20 protein-coding genes are annotated in these 22,414 nt (G+C 68.4%); 10 read left to right on the top strand and 10 right to left on the bottom strand.

What is annotated here, in order from left to right:
* The first annotated feature begins 4 nt into the window (after nt 1-4).
* Together FHR38_RS20535 and FHR38_RS20530 are read left to right on the top strand one after the other, a co-directional pair.
* Nucleotides 5-733, top strand: coding sequence for a metallophosphoesterase family protein (locus tag FHR38_RS20535; protein WP_184536201.1), 729 nt, complete (start codon nt 5-7; stop codon nt 731-733).
* A 38-nt stretch (nt 734-771) separates the two neighbouring features.
* Nucleotides 772-915: a GPGG-motif small membrane protein gene (locus tag FHR38_RS20530; protein ID WP_184536200.1), complete on the top strand. Its 144-nt coding sequence runs from the start codon at nt 772-774 to the stop codon at nt 913-915.
* A gap of 128 nt (nt 916-1,043) precedes the next feature.
* On the opposite strand, the gene FHR38_RS20525 is transcribed toward FHR38_RS20530, so the two are convergent.
* Nucleotides 1,044-1,829, bottom strand: a complete 786-nt coding sequence (locus FHR38_RS20525; RefSeq protein ID WP_184536199.1) for a M23 family metallopeptidase — start codon at nt 1,827-1,829, stop codon at nt 1,044-1,046.
* A 280-nt stretch (nt 1,830-2,109) separates the two neighbouring features.
* On the opposite strand from FHR38_RS20525, the gene FHR38_RS20520 reads away from it, so the two are divergent.
* The 5 genes from FHR38_RS20520 to FHR38_RS20500 all read left to right on the top strand — a co-directional run bounded on the left by FHR38_RS20520 (nt 2,110) and on the right by FHR38_RS20500 (nt 8,455).
* On the top strand, nt 2,110-3,453 hold the full coding sequence (locus tag FHR38_RS20520) for an ABC transporter substrate-binding protein (protein ID WP_184536198.1): 1,344 nt from the start codon (nt 2,110-2,112) through the stop codon (nt 3,451-3,453).
* 69 nt (nt 3,454-3,522) lie between these two features.
* Nucleotides 3,523-4,575 (top strand): carbohydrate ABC transporter permease, encoded by a 1,053-nt coding sequence (locus FHR38_RS20515; RefSeq protein ID WP_184536197.1) that lies wholly within the window; start codon nt 3,523-3,525, stop codon nt 4,573-4,575.
* A 1-nt stretch (nt 4,576) separates the two neighbouring features.
* Nucleotides 4,577-5,542 (top strand): carbohydrate ABC transporter permease, encoded by a 966-nt coding sequence (locus tag FHR38_RS20510; RefSeq protein ID WP_184536196.1) that lies wholly within the window; start codon nt 4,577-4,579, stop codon nt 5,540-5,542.
* A 56-nt stretch (nt 5,543-5,598) separates the two neighbouring features.
* Nucleotides 5,599-6,624: a LacI family DNA-binding transcriptional regulator gene (locus FHR38_RS20505; protein ID WP_184536195.1), complete on the top strand. Its 1,026-nt coding sequence runs from the start codon at nt 5,599-5,601 to the stop codon at nt 6,622-6,624.
* A 151-nt stretch (nt 6,625-6,775) separates the two neighbouring features.
* Nucleotides 6,776-8,455: a glycoside hydrolase family 13 protein gene (locus FHR38_RS20500; RefSeq protein ID WP_184539977.1), complete on the top strand. Its 1,680-nt coding sequence runs from the start codon at nt 6,776-6,778 to the stop codon at nt 8,453-8,455.
* Between the two features lie 112 nt (nt 8,456-8,567).
* On the opposite strand, the gene FHR38_RS20495 is transcribed toward FHR38_RS20500, so the two are convergent.
* Nucleotides 8,568-10,001, bottom strand: a complete 1,434-nt coding sequence (locus FHR38_RS20495; RefSeq protein WP_184536194.1) for an MFS transporter — start codon at nt 9,999-10,001, stop codon at nt 8,568-8,570.
* 182 nt (nt 10,002-10,183) lie between these two features.
* On the opposite strand from FHR38_RS20495, the gene FHR38_RS20490 reads away from it, so the two are divergent.
* Both FHR38_RS20490 and FHR38_RS20485 read left to right on the top strand, forming a co-directional pair.
* Nucleotides 10,184-11,119, top strand: a complete 936-nt coding sequence (locus FHR38_RS20490; protein WP_184536193.1) for a DUF2332 domain-containing protein — start codon at nt 10,184-10,186, stop codon at nt 11,117-11,119.
* A gap of 84 nt (nt 11,120-11,203) precedes the next feature.
* The gene (locus tag FHR38_RS20485; protein WP_184536192.1) at nt 11,204-11,947 is read left to right on the top strand and encodes an SDR family NAD(P)-dependent oxidoreductase; all 744 of its coding nucleotides are present in this window, start codon (nt 11,204-11,206) and stop codon (nt 11,945-11,947) included.
* A gap of 69 nt (nt 11,948-12,016) precedes the next feature.
* On the opposite strand, the gene xylB is transcribed toward FHR38_RS20485, so the two are convergent.
* Together xylB and xylA are read right to left on the bottom strand one after the other, a co-directional pair.
* Nucleotides 12,017-13,462 (bottom strand): xylulokinase, encoded by a 1,446-nt coding sequence (gene xylB / locus FHR38_RS20480; RefSeq protein ID WP_184536191.1) that lies wholly within the window; start codon nt 13,460-13,462, stop codon nt 12,017-12,019.
* Entirely contained in the window at nt 13,459-14,664 is a 1,206-nt protein-coding gene (xylA, locus tag FHR38_RS20475) for a xylose isomerase (RefSeq protein WP_184536190.1), read from the bottom strand. Before xylA ends, xylB begins: the two co-directional genes overlap by 4 nt.
* Before the next feature lie 109 nt (nt 14,665-14,773).
* On the opposite strand from xylA, the gene FHR38_RS20470 reads away from it, so the two are divergent.
* The gene (locus FHR38_RS20470; RefSeq protein WP_184536189.1) at nt 14,774-15,331 is read left to right on the top strand and encodes a hypothetical protein; all 558 of its coding nucleotides are present in this window, start codon (nt 14,774-14,776) and stop codon (nt 15,329-15,331) included.
* A gap of 3 nt (nt 15,332-15,334) precedes the next feature.
* On the opposite strand, the gene FHR38_RS20465 is transcribed toward FHR38_RS20470, so the two are convergent.
* The 6 genes from FHR38_RS20465 to FHR38_RS20440 all read right to left on the bottom strand — a co-directional run bounded on the left by FHR38_RS20465 (nt 15,335) and on the right by FHR38_RS20440 (nt 22,277).
* A complete protein-coding gene (locus FHR38_RS20465) occupies nt 15,335-15,841 on the bottom strand; it encodes a DinB family protein (protein WP_184536188.1) in 507 nt (168 codons plus the stop codon).
* Between the two features lie 183 nt (nt 15,842-16,024).
* Nucleotides 16,025-16,228 carry a hypothetical protein gene (locus FHR38_RS20460; RefSeq protein ID WP_184536187.1) on the bottom strand — a complete coding sequence of 68 codons (204 nt, stop codon included), beginning with the start codon at nt 16,226-16,228 and terminating at the stop codon, nt 16,025-16,027.
* Between the two features lie 75 nt (nt 16,229-16,303).
* Nucleotides 16,304-17,275 (bottom strand): trypsin-like serine peptidase, encoded by a 972-nt coding sequence (locus tag FHR38_RS20455; protein WP_184536186.1) that lies wholly within the window; start codon nt 17,273-17,275, stop codon nt 16,304-16,306.
* A 269-nt stretch (nt 17,276-17,544) separates the two neighbouring features.
* A complete protein-coding gene (locus tag FHR38_RS20450; protein ID WP_184536185.1) occupies nt 17,545-19,026 on the bottom strand; it encodes a sugar transferase in 1,482 nt (493 codons plus the stop codon).
* 207 nt (nt 19,027-19,233) lie between these two features.
* Nucleotides 19,234-21,048, bottom strand: coding sequence for a substrate-binding and VWA domain-containing protein (locus FHR38_RS20445; RefSeq protein WP_184536184.1), 1,815 nt, complete (start codon nt 21,046-21,048; stop codon nt 19,234-19,236).
* A 167-nt stretch (nt 21,049-21,215) separates the two neighbouring features.
* Complete coding sequence (locus FHR38_RS20440; protein WP_184539975.1) at nt 21,216-22,277, bottom strand: lactonase family protein; 1,062 nt, start codon at nt 22,275-22,277, stop codon at nt 21,216-21,218.
* Nucleotides 22,278-22,414 lie beyond the last annotated feature (137 nt).

Below are 22,414 nucleotides of genomic sequence, written 5' to 3'. Positions count from 1 at the left end.
CACGATGACGATCCGGATCGCCGCGGTCGGCGACGTGCACGTCGACAAGGATGTGGTGGGACGGTTCCGTCCGGCCCTGGACCGCCTGTCGGAGCACGCCGACGCACTACTGCTGGCGGGCGACCTGACCCGACACGGTACGGAGGAGGAGGCCCGGTGCGTCGCCACCGAGTTCGGTGGCCTGGACGTGCCCGTGGTGGCCGTACTGGGTAACCACGACTACCACTGTGACGAGGTGCCACAGCTCGTCGGGGTGCTCCAGGACGCCGGTATCACCGTGCTGGAGGGGGACACGACGGTGCTCGACTGCGGGGGGACCCGGCTCGGCATCGCCGGGGTGAAGGGGTTCGGTGGTGGCTTTGCCGGCCGCTGCGCCAGTGACTTCGGCGAACCGGAGATGAAGGCCTTCATCCGTACCACCAGCGTGGTCGCCGACCAACTCGGCGAGTCGCTACGCGAGCTGGACTGCGACGTGCGGGTGGCGCTGACGCACTACGCCCCGGTACCGGACACCCTGGCCGGCGAGCCCCTGGAGATCTATCCGTTCCTCGGGTCGTACCTGCTCGCCCAGGCCATCGACTCGGCCCCCACGGCGCTGGCCCTGCACGGCCACGCGCACGCCGGTTCCGAACGGGGTACGACACCGGGTGGCGTCCGGGTCCGCAACGTCGCCCATCCGGTCATCAAACAGGCATACAGCGTGTTCCACCTCGCCGAGCACGCGATTGGCTAAAGGTTTCCAGACGCAACAGAAAGGGTATTCAACCGACCATGGAACTGATTCTTTGGATTCTCGCGGTAGTACTGGTGGTCGCCGGTGTGCTGGCCCTCTTCCGGCGGCAGCTGCTCTGGGGAATTGTCCTCATCATCATCGGGCTACTCGTTGGACCTGGTGGTGTCAGCATCTTCAGTTGACGCCCCCGCGACTGACCCCCGCACAACGCTGATCACACTGCTCAGGCCGCTGATCCCGGTGCTCGAAGTCCACTGGCCTGGACTCCGAGCACCGGGATCAGCGCTTTCTGTCTCGTCAATGAGAAATATCAGCAGCGGGGAACGCCGGGAATGAATCCGTCATTACCGGTGTAGACGTACGCATCGGCGATGAACCGGCCCGTGCCGATCCGGTTCCAGATGTTGCTCGTACCGTAGGTCCCGGTGACCGTGGTGCCGGTGGTCTGGCAGTAGATCGTGACTGTGGTGCCGGTGGCGACCGTACCCACCGAGGAATAGCCGGTGCCCGGCCCGGAGCGTACGGTCAGCGGGGTGCCGGCAGTGCGGACGGTCCCGGTGGCGGTGCCGCCACTGGAGCAGCCGTTGTCGCTGGTGTAGGTCTGTGCACCCCAGTAGAGCGCGAGGCTGCCGTTGAACCGGATCTGGACGTCGCTGCCGCCGGAGCGCTGCTCGTAGTGCAGGTGGGCGCCGTACGAGTTGCCGGTGTTGCCGACGTAGCCGATCACCGTGCCGTAGCCGACGGTGTCCCCGACGGAGAGCCCTGCCGCGAACGCGCTGAGGTGGGCGTAGTACGTGGTGTAACCGCCCCCGTGGTCGATCCGTACGTACCGGCCGTAGCTGGTGTCGCCGAGATTCGTCACCCGGTCCACCGTGCCGGGCGCGCTCGCCACGACCGGGTCGCCCTCGTCGTTGGTCCGGTTGAAGTCGATGGCGTTGGTCGGGCTGTGATCGGGTCGGGTCTGTCCGCTCCAGCTCTGTCCACAGGGGAACGGAACCTTGAAGGTGGGGGCCGCGAGTGCGGGGCTGGCTGGGGCCAGTGCCGCGACGGCGAGGAGCAGTGTCGTGCTGACGAGCGTGAGCAGGCGTGGACGCATACCGCACCCTTCGTGGCGAAAATCTTCTTTGTCGCAGATGAGGGTGACAGAAAACTACATGCATCGGAAGGGCTAACTATCGATGATCTGGGATGGCTGACACGAGACCAGACCATCGGTGGCCGCTAGGTTTCCGAATCGTTACGCCTGTGCCGCCTCATGGGTATAGACGAAGTTTCCTTGCAAGCGCTTACATGTGGTGACGCCCATCGAGGCCGGCACGGAGCCACGGGCAACTGAGCCACGGCTATCGGCGCGCCGGCAGAGGAAGGAGGACGGCATGGCGGTCTCTACCAGACCACGCCAAGCCTTCGCGATCGCCAGCGTGTTGGGCCTGGCGCTCACCGCCACCGCATGCGGTGGCAGCGACAGCAAGAACGACAAGGCAGACTCTCCGGAGTGTGCCGCTTACAAAGAGTATCAGGGCCACAGCGGTAAGAAGGTCTCCATCTACGCGTCCATTCGGGACCTCGAGGCAGACCGGCTACAGAACTCCTGGAAGGAGTTCGCTGACTGCACCGGCATCAAGATTAACTACGAGGGCAGCGGCGAGTTCGAGGCGCAGCTCCAGGTACGCGTCGACGGCGGCAACGCGCCGGACATCGCCTTCATCCCCCAGCCGGGCCTGCTGACCCGGTTCGCCGAGGCTGGCAAGCTCAAGCCCGTCTCGGCGGAAACCAAGGCGATGGCGGAGAAGAACTACTCCCCGGACTGGTTGAAGTACAGCACCGTCGGGGGCCAGTTCTACGGCGCACCGCTCGGCTCCAACGTCAAGTCCTTCGTGTGGTACTCGCCGAAGACCTTCAAGGAGAAGGGCTACACGGTCCCCACCACCTGGGACGAGCTGATCGCCCTGAGCGACAAGATCGCCGCCACCGGGCAGAAGCCGTGGTGCGCGGGGATCGAGTCCGGTGACGCCACCGGCTGGCCGGCCACCGACTGGATCGAAGACCTGATGCTGCGTACGCAGACCCCCGAGGTCTACGACCAGTGGGTCACCCACGGCATCCCGTTCAACGACCCGAAGGTCGCCGAGGCGCTGGACAAGGCCGGCACCATCCTCAAGAACGAGAAGTACGTCAACGGCGGCTACGGCGGCGTCAAGAGCATCGCCACCACCTCGTTCCAGGAGGGCGGCCTGCCCATCACGCAGGGCAAGTGCACCCTGCACCGGCAGGCGTCGTTCTACGCCAACCAGTGGCCGGAAGGTACCAAGGTGGCCGAGGACGGCGACGTCTTCGCCTTCTACTTCCCGGGCATCGACGCCGCCAAGGGCAAGCCGGTGCTGGGTGGCGGCGAGTTCACCGTGGCCTTCGCCGACCGGCCCGAGGTCCAGGCGGTGCAGACGTACCTCGCCTCGGCCGAGCACGCCAACAGCCGCGCCAAGATCGGTGACTGGGTCTCCGCCAACAAGGGCCTGGACCTCGCCAACGTCGCGAACCCGATCGACAAGCTGTCAGTCCAGATCCTCCAGGACCCGAAGACCGTCTTCCGGTTCGACGGTTCCGACCTGATGCCGGCCGCCGTCGGCTCGGGCTCGTTCTGGAAGGGCATGATCGAGTGGATCAACGGTAAGGACACCGCTGCCACGCTCACCTTCATCGAAGGCACCTGGCCGAAGTGATCCCTGATCGGGTGGTCCGGCTCGGTCCGGGCCACCCGATCCGGCAGACAACCCCTCTAGGGAGAGCGGATGAACTTCGAGTTCGCCGACGAAGCCCCAAAGCTCATGATCCTGCTCTACGGCTTGGTGGCCTTCGTCGTCGTGGTGGGCGGCCTGTTGTTCCTGCTGGACGCCGTACCCACCTGGTTCGCACGCCGGCGCGACGCCCGGCTCATCGCGGCGTCCGCCAGTGGCGGAACCGTGACCATCGGCAGGCTGAAACCGCGGGAAGGCGTGCTCGGGCTCTTCTTCCTGCTCCCGACGGTGCTGCTGCTACTCATCGGGTTGGTGGTCCCGGCGGTCCGCACCCTCGTGTTGTCCTTCATGGACAGCGATGGCACGAACTGGGTCGGACTGGCCAACTACGACTGGATGTTCTCGCAGGACGAGATCGTCAAGGTGCTGACCAACACCCTGCTCTGGGTGATCCTGGTCCCGCTGATCGCCACCTCGATCGGTCTGATCTACGCGGTGATGGTGGACAAGGCCCGGTTCGAGTCGATCGCCAAGTCACTGATCTTCATGCCGATGGCCATCTCGTTCGTCGGTGCCGGCATCATCTGGAAGTTCGTCTACGCCTACCGCTCCGAGGAACAGGACCAGATCGGTCTCCTCAACCAGATCGTGGTCTTCTTCGGCGGTGAACCCCGGCAGTGGCTGCTCAACGCCCCACTCAACACACTGCTGCTGATCGTCGTGATGGTCTGGATCCAGGCCGGCTTCGCCATGGTCGTACTCTCCGCCGCGATCAAGGCGATCCCCGCCGACATCGTCGAAGCCGCCCGGCTCGACGGAGTCAACGCCTGGCAGATGTTCTGGCGGGTCACCCTGCCGAGCATCCGGCCGGCGCTCATCGTCGTCGTGGTCACCATCTCGATCGCCACGCTCAAGGTCTTCGACATCGTCCGGACCATGACCAACGGCAACTACGAGACCGGTGTGGTCGCCAACGAGATGTACAACCAGGCCTTCCGGGCCGGCGAGACCGGCCAGGGCTCGGCCCTGGCGGTGATCCTCTTCGTGCTGGTGGTCCCGATCGTGATCTACCAGATCCGCAACCTGCGCAAGCAGCGGGAGGTATGACATGACGACGACCACACCCCCGCTCGCCGGCACCGCCACCACGAGCGACCAGCCGAAGACCACCGTCGGCCGGGTACGCAAACGACTCAACACCCGGGCCGCCACGATCGTCTCGATCGTCATCGCGGTGGTCTGGACCATCCCGACCTTCGGCCTCTTCGTCTCGTCGTTCCGGCCCGAGGACCAGATCAAGACCACCGGCTGGTGGACCTTCTTCACCGACCCGCAGGTCACCCTGGACAACTACCAGGATGTGCTCTTCGGCCAGTCGGCCTCCTCCGGCCAGCTCGCCAGCTACTTCATCAACTCGCTGGTGATCACCATTCCCTCGGTGCTGTTCCCGCTGGCCTTCGCCACCCTCGCGGCGTACGCGTTGGCCTGGATCAACTTCCGGGGCCGCGACTGGGTCTACATCGGCATCTTCGCCCTCCAGATCGTGCCGTTGCAGATGGCGCTGGTCCCGCTGCTGCGGTTCTTCTCCACCGGCGTGACGGTGGGCGGCGTGACGCTGATGCCGGCCTGGCAGCTGGAGGACGAGCAGCGCTTCATCCAGGTCTGGTTCGCGCACACCTGCTTCGCGCTGCCCCTGGCCATCTTCCTGCTGCACAACTTCATCTCCCAGCTGCCCACCGAGCTGATGGAGGCGGCCCGGGTGGACGGCGCCACCCACCCGAAGATCTTCCGTACGATCGTGCTGCCACTGATCACGCCGGCGATCGCGGCCTTCGGGATCTTCCAGTTCCTCTGGGTCTGGAACGACCTGCTGGTCGCGCTGATCTTCGCCGGAGGCGGCAACGAAACCGCGCCGCTGACCGTACGCCTGGCGGAGTTGGCCGGAACCCGGGGCAACGACTGGCAACGACTGACCTCGGGTGCGTTCATCTCCATCCTGGTTCCGCTGATCGTCTTCCTCTCCCTACAGCGATACTTCGTACGTGGCCTGCTCGCCGGTAGCGTCAAGGGTTGAGTTCCCGCCACGAACCGATGGCGGTGGCGGGGTGATCGAGCGAAGCGAGTAACACAGTGACCAGGATCGACGATGTCGCTCGCTACGCTGGAGTCTCCACCGCCACCGTCTCCCGGGCGCTGCGCGGCCTGCCGACCGTGTCGGCAGCCACTCGGGCCCGGGTGCTGGCCGCCGCCACCGAACTCGGCTACACCGTGTCACCCAGCGCCTCCCGGTTGGCGGGCGGCCGGACCGGCACCATCGCGGTGGTGGTGCCACTGATCACTCGCTGGTTCTTCGGCACCGTCGTCGAAGCCGCCGAGGCGGTCCTCCACGAGGCCGGTTACGACCTGCTGCTCTACACCCTCGGCGGACGGGAACACATCCGGCAACGGCTGTTCCGGACCGCCGATCTGCACAAGCGGGTCGACGCGATGATGCTGGTCGCCATGCCGCTGAAGGCCGCCGACTTCGTGACGGCGACCCGGCGGATGCTACCCGGCGTCACGATCAGCTCCGGCACCGTCGTACCCGGCTGGCCGGGAGTACGGATCAACGACGTGGCCGCCGCCCGTACCGCCGTCGCCCACCTGCTGGCGCTCGGCCACCGCCGGATCGCCCACATCTCCGGCGAGCCCAACGACGAACTCCCGCACACCGCCCACCTCGACCGACGGCTCGGCTACCGGCAGGAACTGCTCGACGCCGGCATCCCGGCCGACCCCCAGCTCGACATCGACAGCGACTTCACCGTGGCCGGCGGCACCCGGGCCACCGAGGAACTGCTCCGACGCGGCGAACCGCCCACCGCCATCTTCGCGGCCTGCGACGAGATGGCGATGGGGGCGATGACCACGCTGCGCCTGGCCGGCCTGCGGGTACCCGAGGACATCAGCGTGATCGGTATCGACGATCACGACCTCGCCGGTGCCGTCGGACTGACCACGGTCGCCCAACCCGTCACCGAACAGGGCCGCCTCGCCGCCGGCATGCTGCTCGACCAGCTCTGCGGCACCTTCCCCGACGATCGGGAGCTCGCACCCGTGATCCTGCCCACCCGGCTGGTCGTACGCGAATCGACCGGCCCACCGCGGGCAACCTGATACCGACCGGCCCACCGCGGGCAACCTGATACCGACCGGCCCACCGTGGGCACATGCGGTTCCACCCGACGGGCCTGCTGCGACCCGCTGCGGGTCCGGCGCACCCCGATGGGTACGTACGACGACAGAACATGGGAGAGCGGAGAGCGTCCTGAACACCAACGCGAAAAATGCCCCGGCATCCGACTCGGCGTCCGTTCCGACCCACTGGTGGGAGGATGCCGTCATCTATCAGATCTATCCCCGGTCGTTCGCCGACTCCAACGGCGACGGCATCGGCGACCTGCCCGGCATCACCGCCCGCCTCGACCACCTGGTCGAAGTCGGCGTGGACGCGGTCTGGCTGTCACCGTTCTATCCCTCCCCGCAGGCCGACGCCGGTTACGACGTGGCCGACTATCGGGACGTCGACCCGATCTTCGGTCGACTGGCCGACGCCGACAAGCTGATCACCGAGGCCCACACGCGAGGGCTGCGGGTCATCGTCGACCTGGTGCCCAACCACACCTCGTCGGAACACCGCTGGTTCCGTGCCGCCCTGGCCGCCGGGCCGGGCAGCCACGAACGCCAGCGCTACATCTTCCGCGACGGCCGCGGCGCAAACGGCGAGGAACCGCCCAACGACTGGCAGAGCGTCTTCGGCGGCGGGGCCTGGACCCGGATCACCGAGTCCGACGGCCGCCCCGGCCAGTGGTACCTGCACCTGTTCGACCCCGGCCAGCCCGACCTGAACTGGGACCGTCCGGAGGTACGGGCCGAGTTCCTCGACATCCTGCGGTTCTGGCTCGACCGGGGCGTCGACGGGTTCCGGGTCGACGTGGCCCACGGCCTGGTCAAACAGGCCGACCTGGCGGACTGGCACTACCCACAGGAGCCGCTCTCCGGTGAGGGCAGGGAGGGCCAGCGCCCGCCGATGTGGGACCAGGACGGGGTACACGAGATCTACCGGGAGTGGCGCGGGCTCCTCAACAGCTACCCCGGTGACCGGATCCTCGTCGCCGAGGCATGGGTGCAGCCCGCCGAGCGGCTGGCCGCGTACGTCCGGCCGGACGAGATGCACCAGGCGTTCAACTTCGAATACCTGGAGGCGGCCTGGACCGCACCCGCCCAGTACGCGGTCATCACCCGCTCGTTGACCGCCAGCGAAGCCGTCGATGCCCCCACCACCTGGGTGCTGTCCAACCACGACGTGCTACGGCACGCCTCCCGGCTCGGGCTGCCGGTCGGGCAGACCCGACCCAACGGCATCGGAATCGGCGACCCGCAGCCGGACGGCGTACTCGGGTTGCGTCGGGCCCGAGCGGCCACCCTGCTGATGCTCGCCCTGCCCGGTTCGGCCTACCTCTTCCAAGGCGAGGAACTGGGCCTGCCGGAGCACATGGCACTGCCCGACGAGACCCGGCAGGACCCGACCTGGACCCGTAGCAGTGGCGCGATGCGGGGCCGGGACGGGTGCCGGGTGCCGATCCCATGGCAGGCGGACAGCCCGTCGTACGGCTTCGGCCCGACCGACGCCAGTTGGCTGCCCCAGCCGGCGATCTGGGCCGAGTACGCCGTGGACCGGCAGCGCGGGGTGCCCGGCTCGACCTACGAGATGTACCGCACGGCGCTACGGCTGCGCCGCGAGTTGGCGCTCGGCACCGGGGCACTCTGCTGGCTGGAGAGCCCCGACGAGGTGCTCGCGTTCCGCAACGGCCGGCTGCGGGTGATCACCAATTTCGGGGACGCCCCGATCCCGCTGCCCGATGGCGCGGAACTGCTGCACGCCAGCGCCCCGCTCGACACCGACGGCCACATCCCGACCGACGTCACGGTCTGGCTACTCGGCTGAGGTGTGAGGGAGGGCCCCTTCTTAGCGCTTTCTACCCTGGAAGGGGCCCTCCCTCACCCACCTGAGGGCGGGGCGTGTTCAACCCGGGCGGGCGGAGCCAGGCGGAGACGGTCTACTGGGCGGCGGTGGCGCGTTCGGTGAGCAGGTCGTGTACGTCCTCGATGTCGCGGGGCGCGGTACGCGACGCCAGCCAGTACATGATCCCGGTAGGGATGAAGAAGAGCTGGAACGCGGCCAGCCCGACGGCGAAGTTGAGTGGTGGCGGGAACGCCGTACGCAGCCCCTGGAACACCGCACCGACCAGCCCGTTGCCGGTGGCCCGCCCCACGCCGTTGACCAGGTTGCCGAGGCTGTAGACGGTGCCCCGGTGCTCGGGTGGGTTGACGTCGGCGATCAACGCGAACCAGTTGGGCGAGTTGGCCGAGGTCAACGCCAACGCCAGGATCGCCGTCAGCAGACTCAGACCGACGGTTGGCTCGGTGACCACGCTGCCGAGCACCGCGCCGATGATCGCGCCCGCGCCAGCGCCGTCCGGCACGTCGATGCTGATCGGCACGAAGAACAACACCACATAGAACGGTACGGCCGCCAGGATGCCTACCGCCGCCACCAGCGCCCGCCCCCGGGGCGTACGACGTTGCAGCGCGTCGCCGACGAGTCCCCCGACGATGGACAGTGCCCCGCCGAGCTGGAACAGGGTGGCGAAGACGCTGCCCACCACGATCGCCGTCTCCGTGGAGTAGCCCTGGTCCTCGGCCCGCTGCTGGAACAGCACCGGCAGCCAGACCAGCGACCCGAAGGCCGCCTGTGCGGGCAGCCCCTGGAGGATGAGCCAGGCGTTGGTCCGCCGGCCGAGGATCTTCGGCAGGTCCCGCCGGGTGATGCGATAGTCGTACTCGGTGCCGTCGGCGAGGGTGGCCGCCAGTTCGGGTTGGCTCTGGCCGCGCCGGACGTCGTACGTGAACAGGTAGGCCGCCGTGGCGGCCAGGCCGACGACGCTCAGCAGCAGGAACGGACGACGCCAGTCGGCGGCCCCGAGCACCCCGCCGAGCAGTGTCCCGGCGAGGGTGCCGATTCCCTGGGAGAGTCCCCAGAAGCTCATCACCAGGCCCCGCCGACGCGGTGAGATCAGGTCGGTGACCACGGAGAAGCCGACCGAGCCGACCGCGCCCAACCCGATCGCGGCGACCATCTGCGCGGCGAAGAACAGCAGGTAACCGTCGGCGAAGGCGCTGCCGGCCGTACCGGCGGCCCAGAGCAGCGTGCCGATCATGAGCAGTGGCTTACGGTTGGCGCGGTCCCCGACGTACGCCCAGGCGACCGCGGCCACCGCGCTGACCAGGAAACTGACCGCAGTGACGAGCCCGAGCAGGGACTCGTCGACGTCAAGGGTGCCGCTGATCGGTTTGTAGAGCGGCGGGACCAGGCCGATGGCCACGTTGTCCAGCGAGGCGAGTACGACGAAGACCACCACGCTGTAGACGCGGTGCACCGCCGCACCACCGCCCCGACCACCTCGGGTCATACCCTCACCATCACTGGTCATCCTCGCCACCCAACCATGTCCGGCAGACAACCAGGGCCGGATAACAGCCAGGTGACGGGGTGCGCCGCGACCGGGCTGGCTGACCAGCCGAAGTAGCGGCCTTTGAGAACAGTTGTCGGGCTGTAGCGACAATCACCGTTCGCAAACCTCTATGCCAGCGTGTCGCATGGAAGCATACCGACGTGACCATCGCAACGAGGTATGTCGATTTCGCCGCGCGGGAGGCGCGAGGGGTCTCCCCCACGTACGAGCGACTGTCGCTCGCCATCTCCCACGATGCGGAGATCCTGGCGCTGCTCGGCACCCTGCCACCGGCCAAACAACAGCCGAATCTGCTTTTCGGCACCGTACGGATGCTCGCCGGTCCGGTCGACGATCCGGTGGCCTTTCACGACTTCACGCTGGCGAACTGGTCGGCCGTCGAGGCGGAGCTTCGCACCCGGGCCACCCAGACCAACGAGGCTGGACGGTGTGCCCTGCTGTTGCCGGTGCTCGCCGCACTACCGCAGCCACTGGCCCTGCTGGAGGTCGGCACCTCAGCCGGTCTCTGCCTCTATCCCGACCGGTACACCTACCGCTACGGCGAGCACATGGTCGGTTCGAGCGGACCGGTCCTCGACTGCGTAGCCAGCGGAATAACGCCACCGGAACGCCTTCCCGAGGTGGTGTGGCGGGCTGGCCTGGACGTGAACCCGCTCGACGTCACGAATCCCAAGGATGTCGCATGGCTGGAAGCGCTCATCTGGCCCGAGCACACCCATCGCCGGACCCGACTGCTTGCCTCAGCTGCGATCGCCGCAGCGGATCCACCGCTACTCGTCCGCGGTGACCTGGTGGACGACCTCCCGGCCCTGGCCGCCCAGGCACCGCCCGACGCGACGCTGGTGGTATTCCACAGCTCCGTGCTCTATCAGGTGGTGCCCGACCGTCGGGTCCGGTTCGTCGAGATCGTACGGGGACTGCCCGGTCACTGGATCGCCATCGAGGGCTCGGACGTGCTGCCCTACGACGGACTACCGCGCCCACCGGAGGGGGCGCTGCACAACGTACTGGCGCTGGACGGTAGACCGTTGGCCTGGACCCGGGGGCACGGAGAGTCGATGACGTGGTTCGGGTGATGGAAGCCAGCCGATCCGCTGCACCCCAACGCGACGTCCGTTTCGCGCCAGACGTACGGCTACTCGCTGACCAGGATGATGGTCATGAGCAGAGTTCTTGATGGCAAGGTCGCACTGGTCACGGGTGGTAGCCGGGGCATCGGTGCGGCGGTGGCGTTGCGGCTGGCCGAGGATGGTGCCGATGTCGTATTCACCTATCAGCACCGGGCCGACCAGGCGGCAGAGGTAGTCGAGCGGATCAAGGCGGCCGGCCGCCGGGGGCTGGCGGTGCAGGCGGACAACGTCGACCCGGACGGCCTCACTGCCGTCGTGGACCGGGTGGCCGAGGAGTTCGGCCGGCTCGACATCCTGGTCAACAATGCCGGTGCCTTCATCGTGGCGCCCCTCGAAGACCTCGGTCTGGAGGAGTTCGACTACACGATGGCGGTGAACGTACGGGGGCCGTTCGTCGCGGCGAAGGCCGCGGTCCGGCACATGACCGAAGGCGGGCGGATCATCAGTATCGGCAGCAACATGGCCGAGCATGTCCCGTTCCCCGGATTCGCCGCGTACTCGACGAGCAAGACCGCCCTGGTCGGGCTCACCAAGGGACTCGGCCGTGAGCTGGGCTCGCGAGGCATCACCGTCAACATCGTCAACCCGGGTCCGACCGACACGGACGCGAACCCAGCCGACGGTCCCACCGCCGAGACGATCAAGGGCTTCACCGCCCTCGGTCGGTACGCGGAGCCGGCGGACATCGCCGCTGCGGTCGCCTTCCTCGCTGGCGAGCAGGGCCGGTACGTGACCGGCGCGTCGATCAACGTGGACGGGGGCTTCAGCATCTAGGCGGCACGCCGCATCCTGTGGGGCCCCTTGCTATACAGGAAGCGACAGCAAGGGGCCCTTCCTAACACCTCAGACGGTGGGGCGGCTCGCGGTCAGGTCGCGGACGTCGGCGTACCGGTGGCGGATGGCCGGGACGGGCGTCGCGTCGTACTCGGGTGCCTCTTCGATGGTCCACGACGGTGGCTGCGCACCACCGAGGGCGACCCAGGCGGCCTGGCGGGCCGCCCCGTCGGCGACGTACTCCCCCGGCGGCGGCACCCGGACAGGACAGCCGAAGACCTGCGGCGCGATCCGGCGGACCGCCTCGGAACGTGCTCCCCCACCCACCAGGATGATCCGGTCGACGGTGGCTCCCTGCGCGACCAGCGCCGCCAGCCCGTCAGCGAGCGCACAGAGCAGTCCCTCGACCGCTGCCCGAGCCAGGTGGGCGGGGGTGGCGGTACGCAGGGTCAGGCCATGCACCGACCCGGTGGCCTGCGGCCGGTTGGGGGTGCGTTCCCCTTCCAGGTACGGCACGACGACAAGCCCGTCGGCGCCGGCCGGTGCCGACAGCGCCAGTCGGGCCAACTCGTCCAGGTCCACCCCGAGCATCGTGGCGGTGGCATCCAACACCCGGGCCGCGTTGAGTGTGCAGACCAGCGGCAGGAATCGCCCGGTCGCGTCCGCGAAACCGGCCACCGCGCCGGACGCGTCCGCCGCCGGGGTGTCGGCGACGCTGAACACGGTGCCCGAGGTGCCGATGGAGACCACCACATCGCCGGGGACCGCACCGACCCCGAGCGCCGCAGCGGCGTTGTCGCCGGTGCCCGGCCCGATCGGCACGCCGCTGCGCAACTCTCCGGCCCGGCCCGTCGGTCCAAGCACCTCGGGCACGACGAGAGACCGACCGAAGGCATGTTCCAGCAGGTCAAGCCGGTATTCGCCGGTCGCCGGGGACCAGTAGCCGGTGCCGCTGGCATCCCCCCGGTCGGTACGTAGCGCCCCGATGTCGCCCGTACTGGTGTCGTCAGCCGCGACGCCGCCAGTCCCACCCAGTTTCCAGGTCAACCAGTCGTGCGGCAGGCAGACGGCCCTCACCCGCGCCGCCAGCTCCGGCTCGTGCCGGGCCAGCCAGCGCAGCTTGGTCACGGTGAAGGCAGCCAGTGGGACACTGCCCACCGCCTCCGCCCAGGCCCTGGCCCCGGCCTGTCCGCCGCCCAGCTCCGCGACCAGGTCGGCCGCCGCCCGCGCCGACCGGGTGTCGTTCCACAACAGGGCCGGGCGTACGGCCGTACCGGCGTCGTCGAGACAGACCATGCCGTGCTGCTGACCGGCGACCGAGACCGCGGCCACGTCGTCCAGCCCGCCCGCCTGGGCAGCGGCCTGCCGCAACGCCTGCCACCAGGCCTGCGGGTCGACCTCGGTGCCGTCCGGATGGGCGGCCCGCCCCTGCCGGACCAGCGCTCCGGTCTCCGCGTCACGGACCACCACCTTGCACGACTGGGTCGACGAGTCGACCCCGGCGACCAGGGTCATTCGGGACCGCCACCCGGCCGGGCACCGAGCAGGTGCTCGACCGCGAGCTGGTTGAGTCGTACGAAGCCGAAGCCCCGGGCCGCCCGCTCGTCGGCGTCGAACTCCTCGAAGGCGCTCCGGTCGGCCAGCAGATCGGCGTACCCCTCACCCGGGTCGAGGGTGGGCGTGCCGAGGTCGGCGACCTTGCTGACAGTCAGCGCCTCCTGCACCTGCGGATCGGCCCGGAACGCGGCAGCCCGCTCCTTGAGCAGCAGATAGGTGCGCATGTTGGCGGCGGCAGAGGCCCAGACACCGTCGAAGTCCTCGGTCCGGGACGGCTTGTAGTCGAAGTGCCGGGGCCCGTCGTAGCTCGGCCCGCCACCGGGCGCACCATGCTCCAGCAGGTCGACCAGGGTGAACGCGTTCATCAGGTCGCCGTGGCCGAAGACCAGGTCCTGGTCGTACTTGATGCCCCGCTGGCCGTTGAGGTCGAGGTGGAACAGCTTGCCGTGCCAGAGCGCCTGCGCGACGCCGTGCGTGTAGTTGAGCCCGGCCATCTGCTCATGCCCGACCTCGGGGTTGATCCCCACCAGCTCGGGACGCTCCAGGGAGTTGATGAAGGCGATGGCGTGACCAATGGTGGGCAGCAGAATGTCGCCGCGCGGCTCGTTGGGCTTGGGTTCGATAGCGAAACGCAGGTCGTAGCCCTGGTCGAGGACATAAGCGGTGAGCAGGTCGAGGGCCTCACGGTAGCGGTCCAGTGCCGCCCGAACGTCCTTGGCCAGGTCGTACTCGGAGCCTTCCCGGCCGCCCCACAGTACGAACGTCCGGGCCCCCAGCTCCGCCGCCAGGTCGACGTTACGCAGCACCTTGCGCAGCGCGAACCGGCGGATGTCCCGGTCGTTGCTGGTGAAGCCGCCATCCTTGAACACGGGGTGGGTGAAGAGGTTGGTGGTGACCATCGGTACGACCAGCCCGGTCTCGTCCAACGCCTTACGGAACCGGCTGACGTGCCCGTCCCGGGTGGATTCGCCCGCGCCGAACGGGATCAGGTCGTCGTCGTGGAAGGTGATGCCGTACGCGCCCAGCTCGGCGAGCCGGCGCACCGCCTCGACCGGGTCCAGTGCCGGGCGGGTGGCGTCACCGAACGGGTCACGGGCCTGCCAGCCCACCGTCCAGAGTCCGAAGGAGAACTTGTCCGCCGGGGTGGGCGAGGTTGCCATGCCGCCTCCTGGGATATCGACGCATCGGCGTGTCCACCCCAGCTTTCCCGAATCGGACCGGTCAGTCGAGCATCGACGTGGGATCGCTCCCGGCCGCTATACTCCGGATATGCATGTCGCCGGTCGGCTCAGCCCGGACGAGTTCTGGGCACAGATGGCCCAACATGACGAGCAGATACGCTCCTCCGCGCACCTGCTGCCCCGATACGGGCTGGCCGGATGGACCGGGGCGATCTCGACTGGTGACTGGTCATGGGAGGACGACCGTCTCGTCACAGTCGGGCTCGTATACGGTGATCGACTCGACGGCGGTCCGTACGTCCACAGCCGGACCACCGTCCAAGAGCCGGCGACCGCCGTCCGGCTCCTCCGGATGGCCACACCGCCCCACCCGTGCGACATGACCGAGTTGCTCGAACGAGAGCAGCGGCTCGCGACATCACCGAGCACCGAGGTCGACATCTCGATCGACGGCCGGCTAGAGCGGTTCACCCGGTGGCAGGACGACACCCACTGGTACGCCAGCAGCGCCTACCACGGTCACTGCGTGGTACTTGAGGTCTGTGGCGTTACCCCCGACCAGATCACCCTGGTCCGGGTCGAGGACATCGAGCCCTACCTGGCGGGACGACGTTCCTCCCTGCACGCACTCAGAGGTGCGGAGTAGAACTCAGGCACCGACGATGCCGTCGATCCCCTCGCGCAGGAAGTCGGCGTGCCCGTTGTGCCGGGCGTACTCGTGGATCAGGTGCAGCATCACCAGTCGCAGCGACACATCCTCACCCCATCGGGCCTGGTGACCGGTCACGTCCAGCGACTCCGCCGCCGCCTCGATGCGGCGAGCGTGCTCGACCTCGCGCTGCCAGGCGTCGAACGCCTCCGGACGGCTGGCGGCGCTCGCGTCGTACGCCACCTGGAAGTCGCCCTCCGCGGACCACACGAGTGGGATGTCCTCTGCGTTGATCACGCGACGGAACCAGGTGCGTTCCACCTCGGCCATGTGTCGTACCAGGCCGAGCAGGGAGAGGGTCGACGGCGGCATCGACTGGCGGCGCAGCTCGTCGTCGGTGAGTCCTTCGCACTTCATGGCGAGCGTCGCCCGGTGGAAGTCGAGGAAGGCGCGCAGTGTCTCGCGTTCGCCTGCGCGCAACGGCGGTCCAAGTCGTTCGATGGTCACCGCTGACCTCTCTCACCTGCGATGTCACCGGCCGCGACTGCGGTCAACGCACCTGATCATAAAGACGTCCGATACTACCGGCGCCAGACACCGGCCCACGGCGGGTCTCGGAGTGGGCCCCTGCGCCACAACAGTCGAAACCCGGACCGCCCGTTACGACGAGTCACCCGAGCGGAGTGCGGTTCAACCGCCGATCGCGTCCTTCATGCGCTCCTCGGTCCAGTAACCGGACGGGTCCGTGGCGCCGGGGCTCGAGTTGTGTGTCGCGACAACCGGGCCGGGCGCGGGGTGTGGCGCCTCGGTGTCGCGCATCGCGATGATCACGATAGCTGCGGCCCCTGCCAGCGCTGCGGCTCCGGCCGCACCCAGCAGTACGCGGAGTGACATGTCGCCTCCCTGGGTCGGGTGGGTTGCATACCAGTCTGCCTGGTGTGCCACGCGGCACACCAGGCAGACTGTCACTCACCAGGTATCGTTCGCATACGTATCGTAAAGTGTCCCCACTACCGCTGCGGAGAAGTACGGCGAGCCGTTCGTGTTCGAGCCGCTGCTGTAACTCATCACCCCGTGCACGTCACCACGTCTGGTGGTGTTGTTGTAGCTGTAGTACCAGGGACCGCCGCTGGAACCGCCGCCGAATCCGCAGTCCATCTCGATCCGGTTGCTGCCTGCGTCCCGCGACGTGCCGGAGCAGACCCACTGAATCTGGCCGCTGTCCTTGTTGCTCGGGTAGCCGAAGATGTCGTAGTGGTACTCACGGCCACCGCCGGTGAGCAGCCCGTTGGCACCCACCGCATCCACGATGGATCGACTGCCGTGGACGAGTGCGATCGCCACGTCGTACTGCCGCTCACGGGTGCTGATCCAGCCGCTCGGCACCGCAAGCGTGGACCAGTCCCAGGTGCCGTACGGCTGTGCACCGTTGCGGTACGACGGCACGAACATCCAGTTCGCGGTATGCCAGTCCCGGCCCGGCCCGTCGTGTACGCAGTGCGCGGCCGTGAAGACCATGTTGCGTGCCGTGCTGTTGACCACGCTTGCGGAGCAGTAGTGGCCGCGACCGTCTGTGGAACTGGTATAGAAGATCTTCCCCACGGTGATCGACTCGTTCAGCTGGGTGTTGAAGTCGCCGCCATCCTTCGGCGCCACGGCCTCCGCGAAGCGCCGCACCTGCTCCGGCGCGGGACTCTGGGCGATTGGGCCGGCGGACTTCTCCACCTCGTCCGCCGGTGTGGCCGCCGCCATCCGGTCGGCCGTCCAGTATGCAGCGGCCTGCGAGGTGGACCCGGCCTCGCGCTCGATCGATGTGACACCGGCCGGCACGGCCGCGCCCAGCGTGGTGTCGATGTTGGTGGCGGCCTGCGCCGGCGTACCGGCGAGGACCGCCGGCAGGATCAGGGCCGACAGGGCCAGAAGCCGTCTTGACGTTCTCATGAAATCCTTCCCAGCGTTCGATTCTCGGATCGAAAACTGGAGCGCCCCCGTGGTTCATCGCGATACCGGCAACATATCGACAAACATAGATGTATGTCAATGAGTGAAACCGTCGGTTCGCGGCTGTGTCGAATTTGCGATCGACGATTTACCCGCCGAATTCCAGCGAGTACGACTGGACGGTTGGGCTAGTCGAGCACGGCCGGCCGGGCGCTGACTTCGGGGGCATCCCCACCAACCCGAGCTATGCCGCTACGGCTGACCGATGGTCAGTAGGCACCTCGACTGTTGACGACCGCCCCGAAGGTCTTCCACATGATGGTCAGGTCAGCGGCAAGCGACCAGTTCTCCACGTAGTAGAGGTCGAGCCGGATGCCATCCTCCCAGCTGAGGTCGGACCGACCGCTGACCTGCCACAGCCCGGTCATGCCCGGCTTGACGAGCAGCCTCCGGGCCACGTCACCGTCGTAGCGCGCGACCTCGGTAGGCAACGGCGGGCGGGGACCGACCAGGCTCATATGTCCGAAGAGGACGTTGGCCAGTTGGGGCAGCTCGTCCAGCGACCACTTGCGCAGAAACCGACCAACCCGGGTCACCCGAGGATCGGCACGCATCTTGAACAGCAGGCCGTCGGTCTCGTTCTGGGCGGTCAGCTCGGAAAGCAACGTGTCGGCGTTGACCACCATCGTACGGAACTTGTAGACGGCGAACTCGCTGCCGCCCTGCCCGACCCGGGTCTGCCGAAAAATCACCGGTCCTCGACTGTCCAATTTGATGGCCAACGCGATCGCTGCCAGCACCGGCAGCGCCAGGGCAAGCGCCGCAAACGACAGGGATCGGTCCACGAAACCCTTGACGATCTTACGCACGCCGCGGAACTCGGGTGCCTCCACGTGGATGAGCGGCAACCCCGCGACCGGTCGGGTGTGAATACGCGGACCAGCTACGTCGGTCAACGCAGGCGCCAGAACAAGGTCGACGCCGGTGCCCTCCAGCTGCCAGCCAAGCCGCCGCAGCCGGGTCGCGGTCAACTCGCCCGAGGCGGTCACCGCGACCGTGTCGACGCTGGTGGTCGCCACGGCGTCGAAAATCCCCCGGAACGACCCGACCACCGGTACGTCACCCAGCCGCTGCGGCACCGGCGCCAGCAACGCATCCGGGATGCAGGCACCCACCACGTGATAACCCGCGTACGGCTCCCGCCGCAGGGTGTGCACCAACTCCAGGACGTGCGCCGCGTCACCCACCACCAGCACACGTCGGGACCAGCCACGCCCCCGCAACCGGGACCGGTGCAGGTGCTTACGTGCCCCGAACCGGGCGACCACCAGGCCGATCGTGCCAACCGCGAACGAGATGCCCAGGAATCCCCGCGAGACCCCGACGTCTGCGATGTATCCGGTGATGGCGACGGCTCCGGCGAGCCGGAGACTCGCCGAGGTGACCCGACGGTACTCGTCGGCACCGTAACCGAGCACTCGGTCGTCGTAGCAGCGCTGCACCTTGAGGGAGAGCAGCCAGGCGAGCACCAGCGCCGGAGCGACCACGACGTACGGGATGTCCGAGCCACGAGGCTCGTCCCCACCGAACCGGGCGAAGTAGCCGCCCAGCACCGCCAGCCCGAGGATCGTCGCGTCGAGGACGACGATGGCCCGGAGGTAGGCACGTTGTCGGAGTCGACCCTGGATGGTCGTGCCCGGCGTGGAAGCCGGGGAACTGGTCGCTGGGCTCAGCAGTGTCGCCGTCGGCACCGGCCCTCCCCAATTCGCTCAGGGCATACCCCGGGTCAGTCGCCGACCCCGTCGCGGAGCCGGCTGACACCGGGCACCCCGACATCTTCGCCCAGCCAGCTGACTACGCAGCGCTTCCGACAGATTACTGTCACTTACTTGGAAAGCGCTGCAACCGTCACCCGCGTGCCAACGGCGCGTACTGGCGGACGGCCGAGGGGAGGAAGGTCAGCGCGGGGCCGGACGGAGCGCGATCGCCTTGAGCAGGATGTCCCCGATCTTCGCCGGGTCTGCGGTGACGAAGACCCCGCCGCCGGTGACCCTGGTGATACCGTCCAGTTCGTCCCGGTTGACATCACCGCCGATGCCGATGATGACCACCTGGATCGGACGCTCCGGGTCCGCGAGCCGCTTCAGTTCGGTCAGGAGTTTCTGCTCGGTGATGCCCTTGGAGTTCTCGTTACGTCCGTCGGTGAACAGCACCACCGAGTTGACCCGCCCCGCCTCCCAGCCGTCCTGCACCGTCCGATAGGCGGCGAGCACGGTGTCGTAGAGGCCGGTCCCGCCGTTCTCCTTCGGCGTGACTTCACGCAACGCGCCCTCCAGCCGGCCACGCTGGCTACTCAGCGGCCCGATCGGCACAAGTTCGCGGTATTCCCGCTCCCCCACCAGGTCGGTGGAGAAGGTCCACAGACCGAGGGACCACGAGTCGTCGAAGAGCGCCAGCCCACGGCGGGCCGCCGCCACGGTCACCTGCTGCCGGGTGGCGTTTCCCGCGGTGGGCACCCGCTGTCGCATCGAACCGGAAACGTCGATGACCGCGAGCATCCGGCCCGGCTGGGTGACCGCGGTCCAGGTGGAGAGCGCCTGGTCGATGACGACCGGGTCGAGGACTCCGTCAGCCGTACCGGTCGGCTCCGGGCTGCTCGTACCCGCCGTACCGCCGGGGGCGGCCGGGGTGGCACCGGGCGTTCCCGGCCGGGGGGTGTGGACGGTGCTCGGCGCGCCCTGCGGGGCCTGGAAACCGTTCCCCCAGGTGCCGTCCGAAGCACGCAGGCCGTGCGCGGCGAGCAGGTCACGGAACTCCTTGCCGCGCAGCGTGGCGTAGAGCCCCTCGGCGGCGGCGACCTTCGCCGGCGGGCTGCCCGGCATCACCGCGTACGGGTAGTCCAGGCCCATCGGGGTCGGGTCGAGGTAGAGCGCGGCGAGCCGGATCGGTGGGTCCACCGCGTTGTATCCGATGACGTTCTCCTCGGAAAGGGCGGCGAGGTTGAGCGCGGAGGCGATGGACGACGCGTCGGAGGCGCGCGGGAACCGGGCGATCAGATCCTGTCGCAGCACCGAACCGCCGGTGGCGAGCGCCCGTAGAACGGCGGTGGTCGTCGCCCGCACCCCGGCCGGATCGGAGCCGGCGGCAGCGGCTCGGGTCAGCGCGAGCAACCCGGAGAGGCTGGCCGGATCCCGGGCCGGGTCGACGGTGCCGGCCCGCAGCCCGGAGCCGGTGGTCACCTGCTTGAGCAGGTCCGCCCAGGTGAGTTGGGTGGACGGCCAGCCCAGCCGGCCGGCGACCGGCTCTGGCATCGCCACCACGACGGGGCTGTGCGCCACCGACCCGCCGTTCGTGGGGGTGAACCCGGACGCCCCGGCGGTACGCAGGCGGGTCAGCCAGGTCGAGGAGTCGGGCAGCCACACGTCGGGCAGCTCAGCGGCACCACTGGCCTGACCGACGCCGGCCAGGGTGACGCCGTGCTGCGTGGCTACCTTCGCCGCCACGTCCACCGGGTCGGCACTGACCACGTCGACCGCCACACACGTACCGTTGACCGCCGCACCGTCCACCGTCCACTTCTCGGCGGCGGCGCTCACCGCCGGGGCGATCTCGGTGGCGGCGGCCACGTTGATCCGGATCTCGCCGGTACAGGTTGGCTCGGCGAGCCACCGATATCCGAACCATGCTCCGGCGGTGACGACGACGAGGGCCGTGGCGGCGGCGACGGCTCGTGCTCCGCGGAGCCTCTTGGTATTACGGTGGCGACCAGACACGAAACCATCTTGCGTACCTGGTCAAGGCCTTGCCACGAGCCCTCACCCGAATGTTACGCACCAGTAACACTTCGACCAGGTCTCATAGCTGCACGTAGCCGGACGACTACTATTCGCCCGCACATTCCGGCATTGACGTACGGTCCTTGCGTATCCGATAAACCGGGTCAGTACGACTGCACTGTCTGCCGCTGCGGCAGCACGCAGGTCGGGCTCGGCACCGACACCGGGCCACCTGCCGGCGCGGGCACCCCGGTCCCCGGGTCCACCGCGAAGATCTCGATCGTGTTCGCCCGCTCGTCGACGACATAGAGATGGTCGCCCACCATCGCGAAGTGTCGGGGCCAACTGCCACCGGTCTCCACCTCGGTGACGTAACTCGGTAGCCCGTCCGCGACCGCGAACACCGACACTGTCCCCACCCCTCGGTTGGCGACGTAGAGAAACCGCCCATCGCGTCCCACCGCGATCTCGGAGGGCTGGGCCTTCCCCGGCCGGGTGCTGGTCGCGGCTCGACCCCGCTCGTGCAGCGTCCCGCCGAGGTCCAGGCCGTACGTGGTCACCGTCGCATCCAACTCCCCGACCACATGGCAGTGCAGTCCGTCCGGATTCCGGGCGAGATGGCGGGGGCCGGTGCCAGGGGCGGTCCGTACCGGCGGCAGCCGGGGCAGCAGCCGACCGGCGACCGGGTCGACGTCGTACCGGTAGATGGCGTCGGTCCCCAGATCCACCGCGAGCAACCCGCCTCCCCGCGGCTCGGGCGAGACCATGTGGGCGTGTGCCTGCTCCTGGCGCTCCGGATCCGCACCGTGCCCCTCGTGGGTCACCAGATCGGTGTGCTCCCCCGGCATCCCCGCCTCGTCCAGTGGCAGTACGCAGACACTGCCGCTGCCGTAGTTGGCGACGAACAACTGCGCGCCATCGGGCGAGACCGCCAGATGGCAGGGTTCGGCACCCTCGGTGGACCAGGTACCGAGCCCGGTCAGCGCCCCGTCGTCCGCCACCGCCCAGGCGCTGACCCTGCCCTCGTCCAGTTCGTTGACCGCGTACAGGACCGGCAGGCTCGGATGCCAGGCGAGGAACGAGGGTGCCGGCGTGATCGCCGCCGTGCCGAGTACGTCGAGGCCACCGCCCACCGGGTCCCGGCGAGCGGCCACGATGCCCTGCCCGCCGCCGCCGCTCTCCCTGGTGTAACAGCCGAGGTAGACGAGTTCGCCACTGCTGGCCATCCGGTGCCCCTCCTCGACCCGTCGGGTGTGCTCCCGTCCTAGATCCAAGCAGAGGATGCGGGTGAGTGCTCGGTTGCCGGGTTAGGAAGGGCCCCTTTCATGACAGAGAGCGACAAAAAGGGACCCTTTCTAACCCC

The sequence above is a fragment of the Micromonospora polyrhachis genome (assembly GCF_014203835.1).
Lineage (GTDB): Bacteria > Actinomycetota > Actinomycetes > Mycobacteriales > Micromonosporaceae > Micromonospora_H > Micromonospora_H polyrhachis.
The sequence above is the reverse complement of the archived record's forward strand: the minus strand, read 5'-3'. Positions and strand labels throughout refer to the sequence as shown.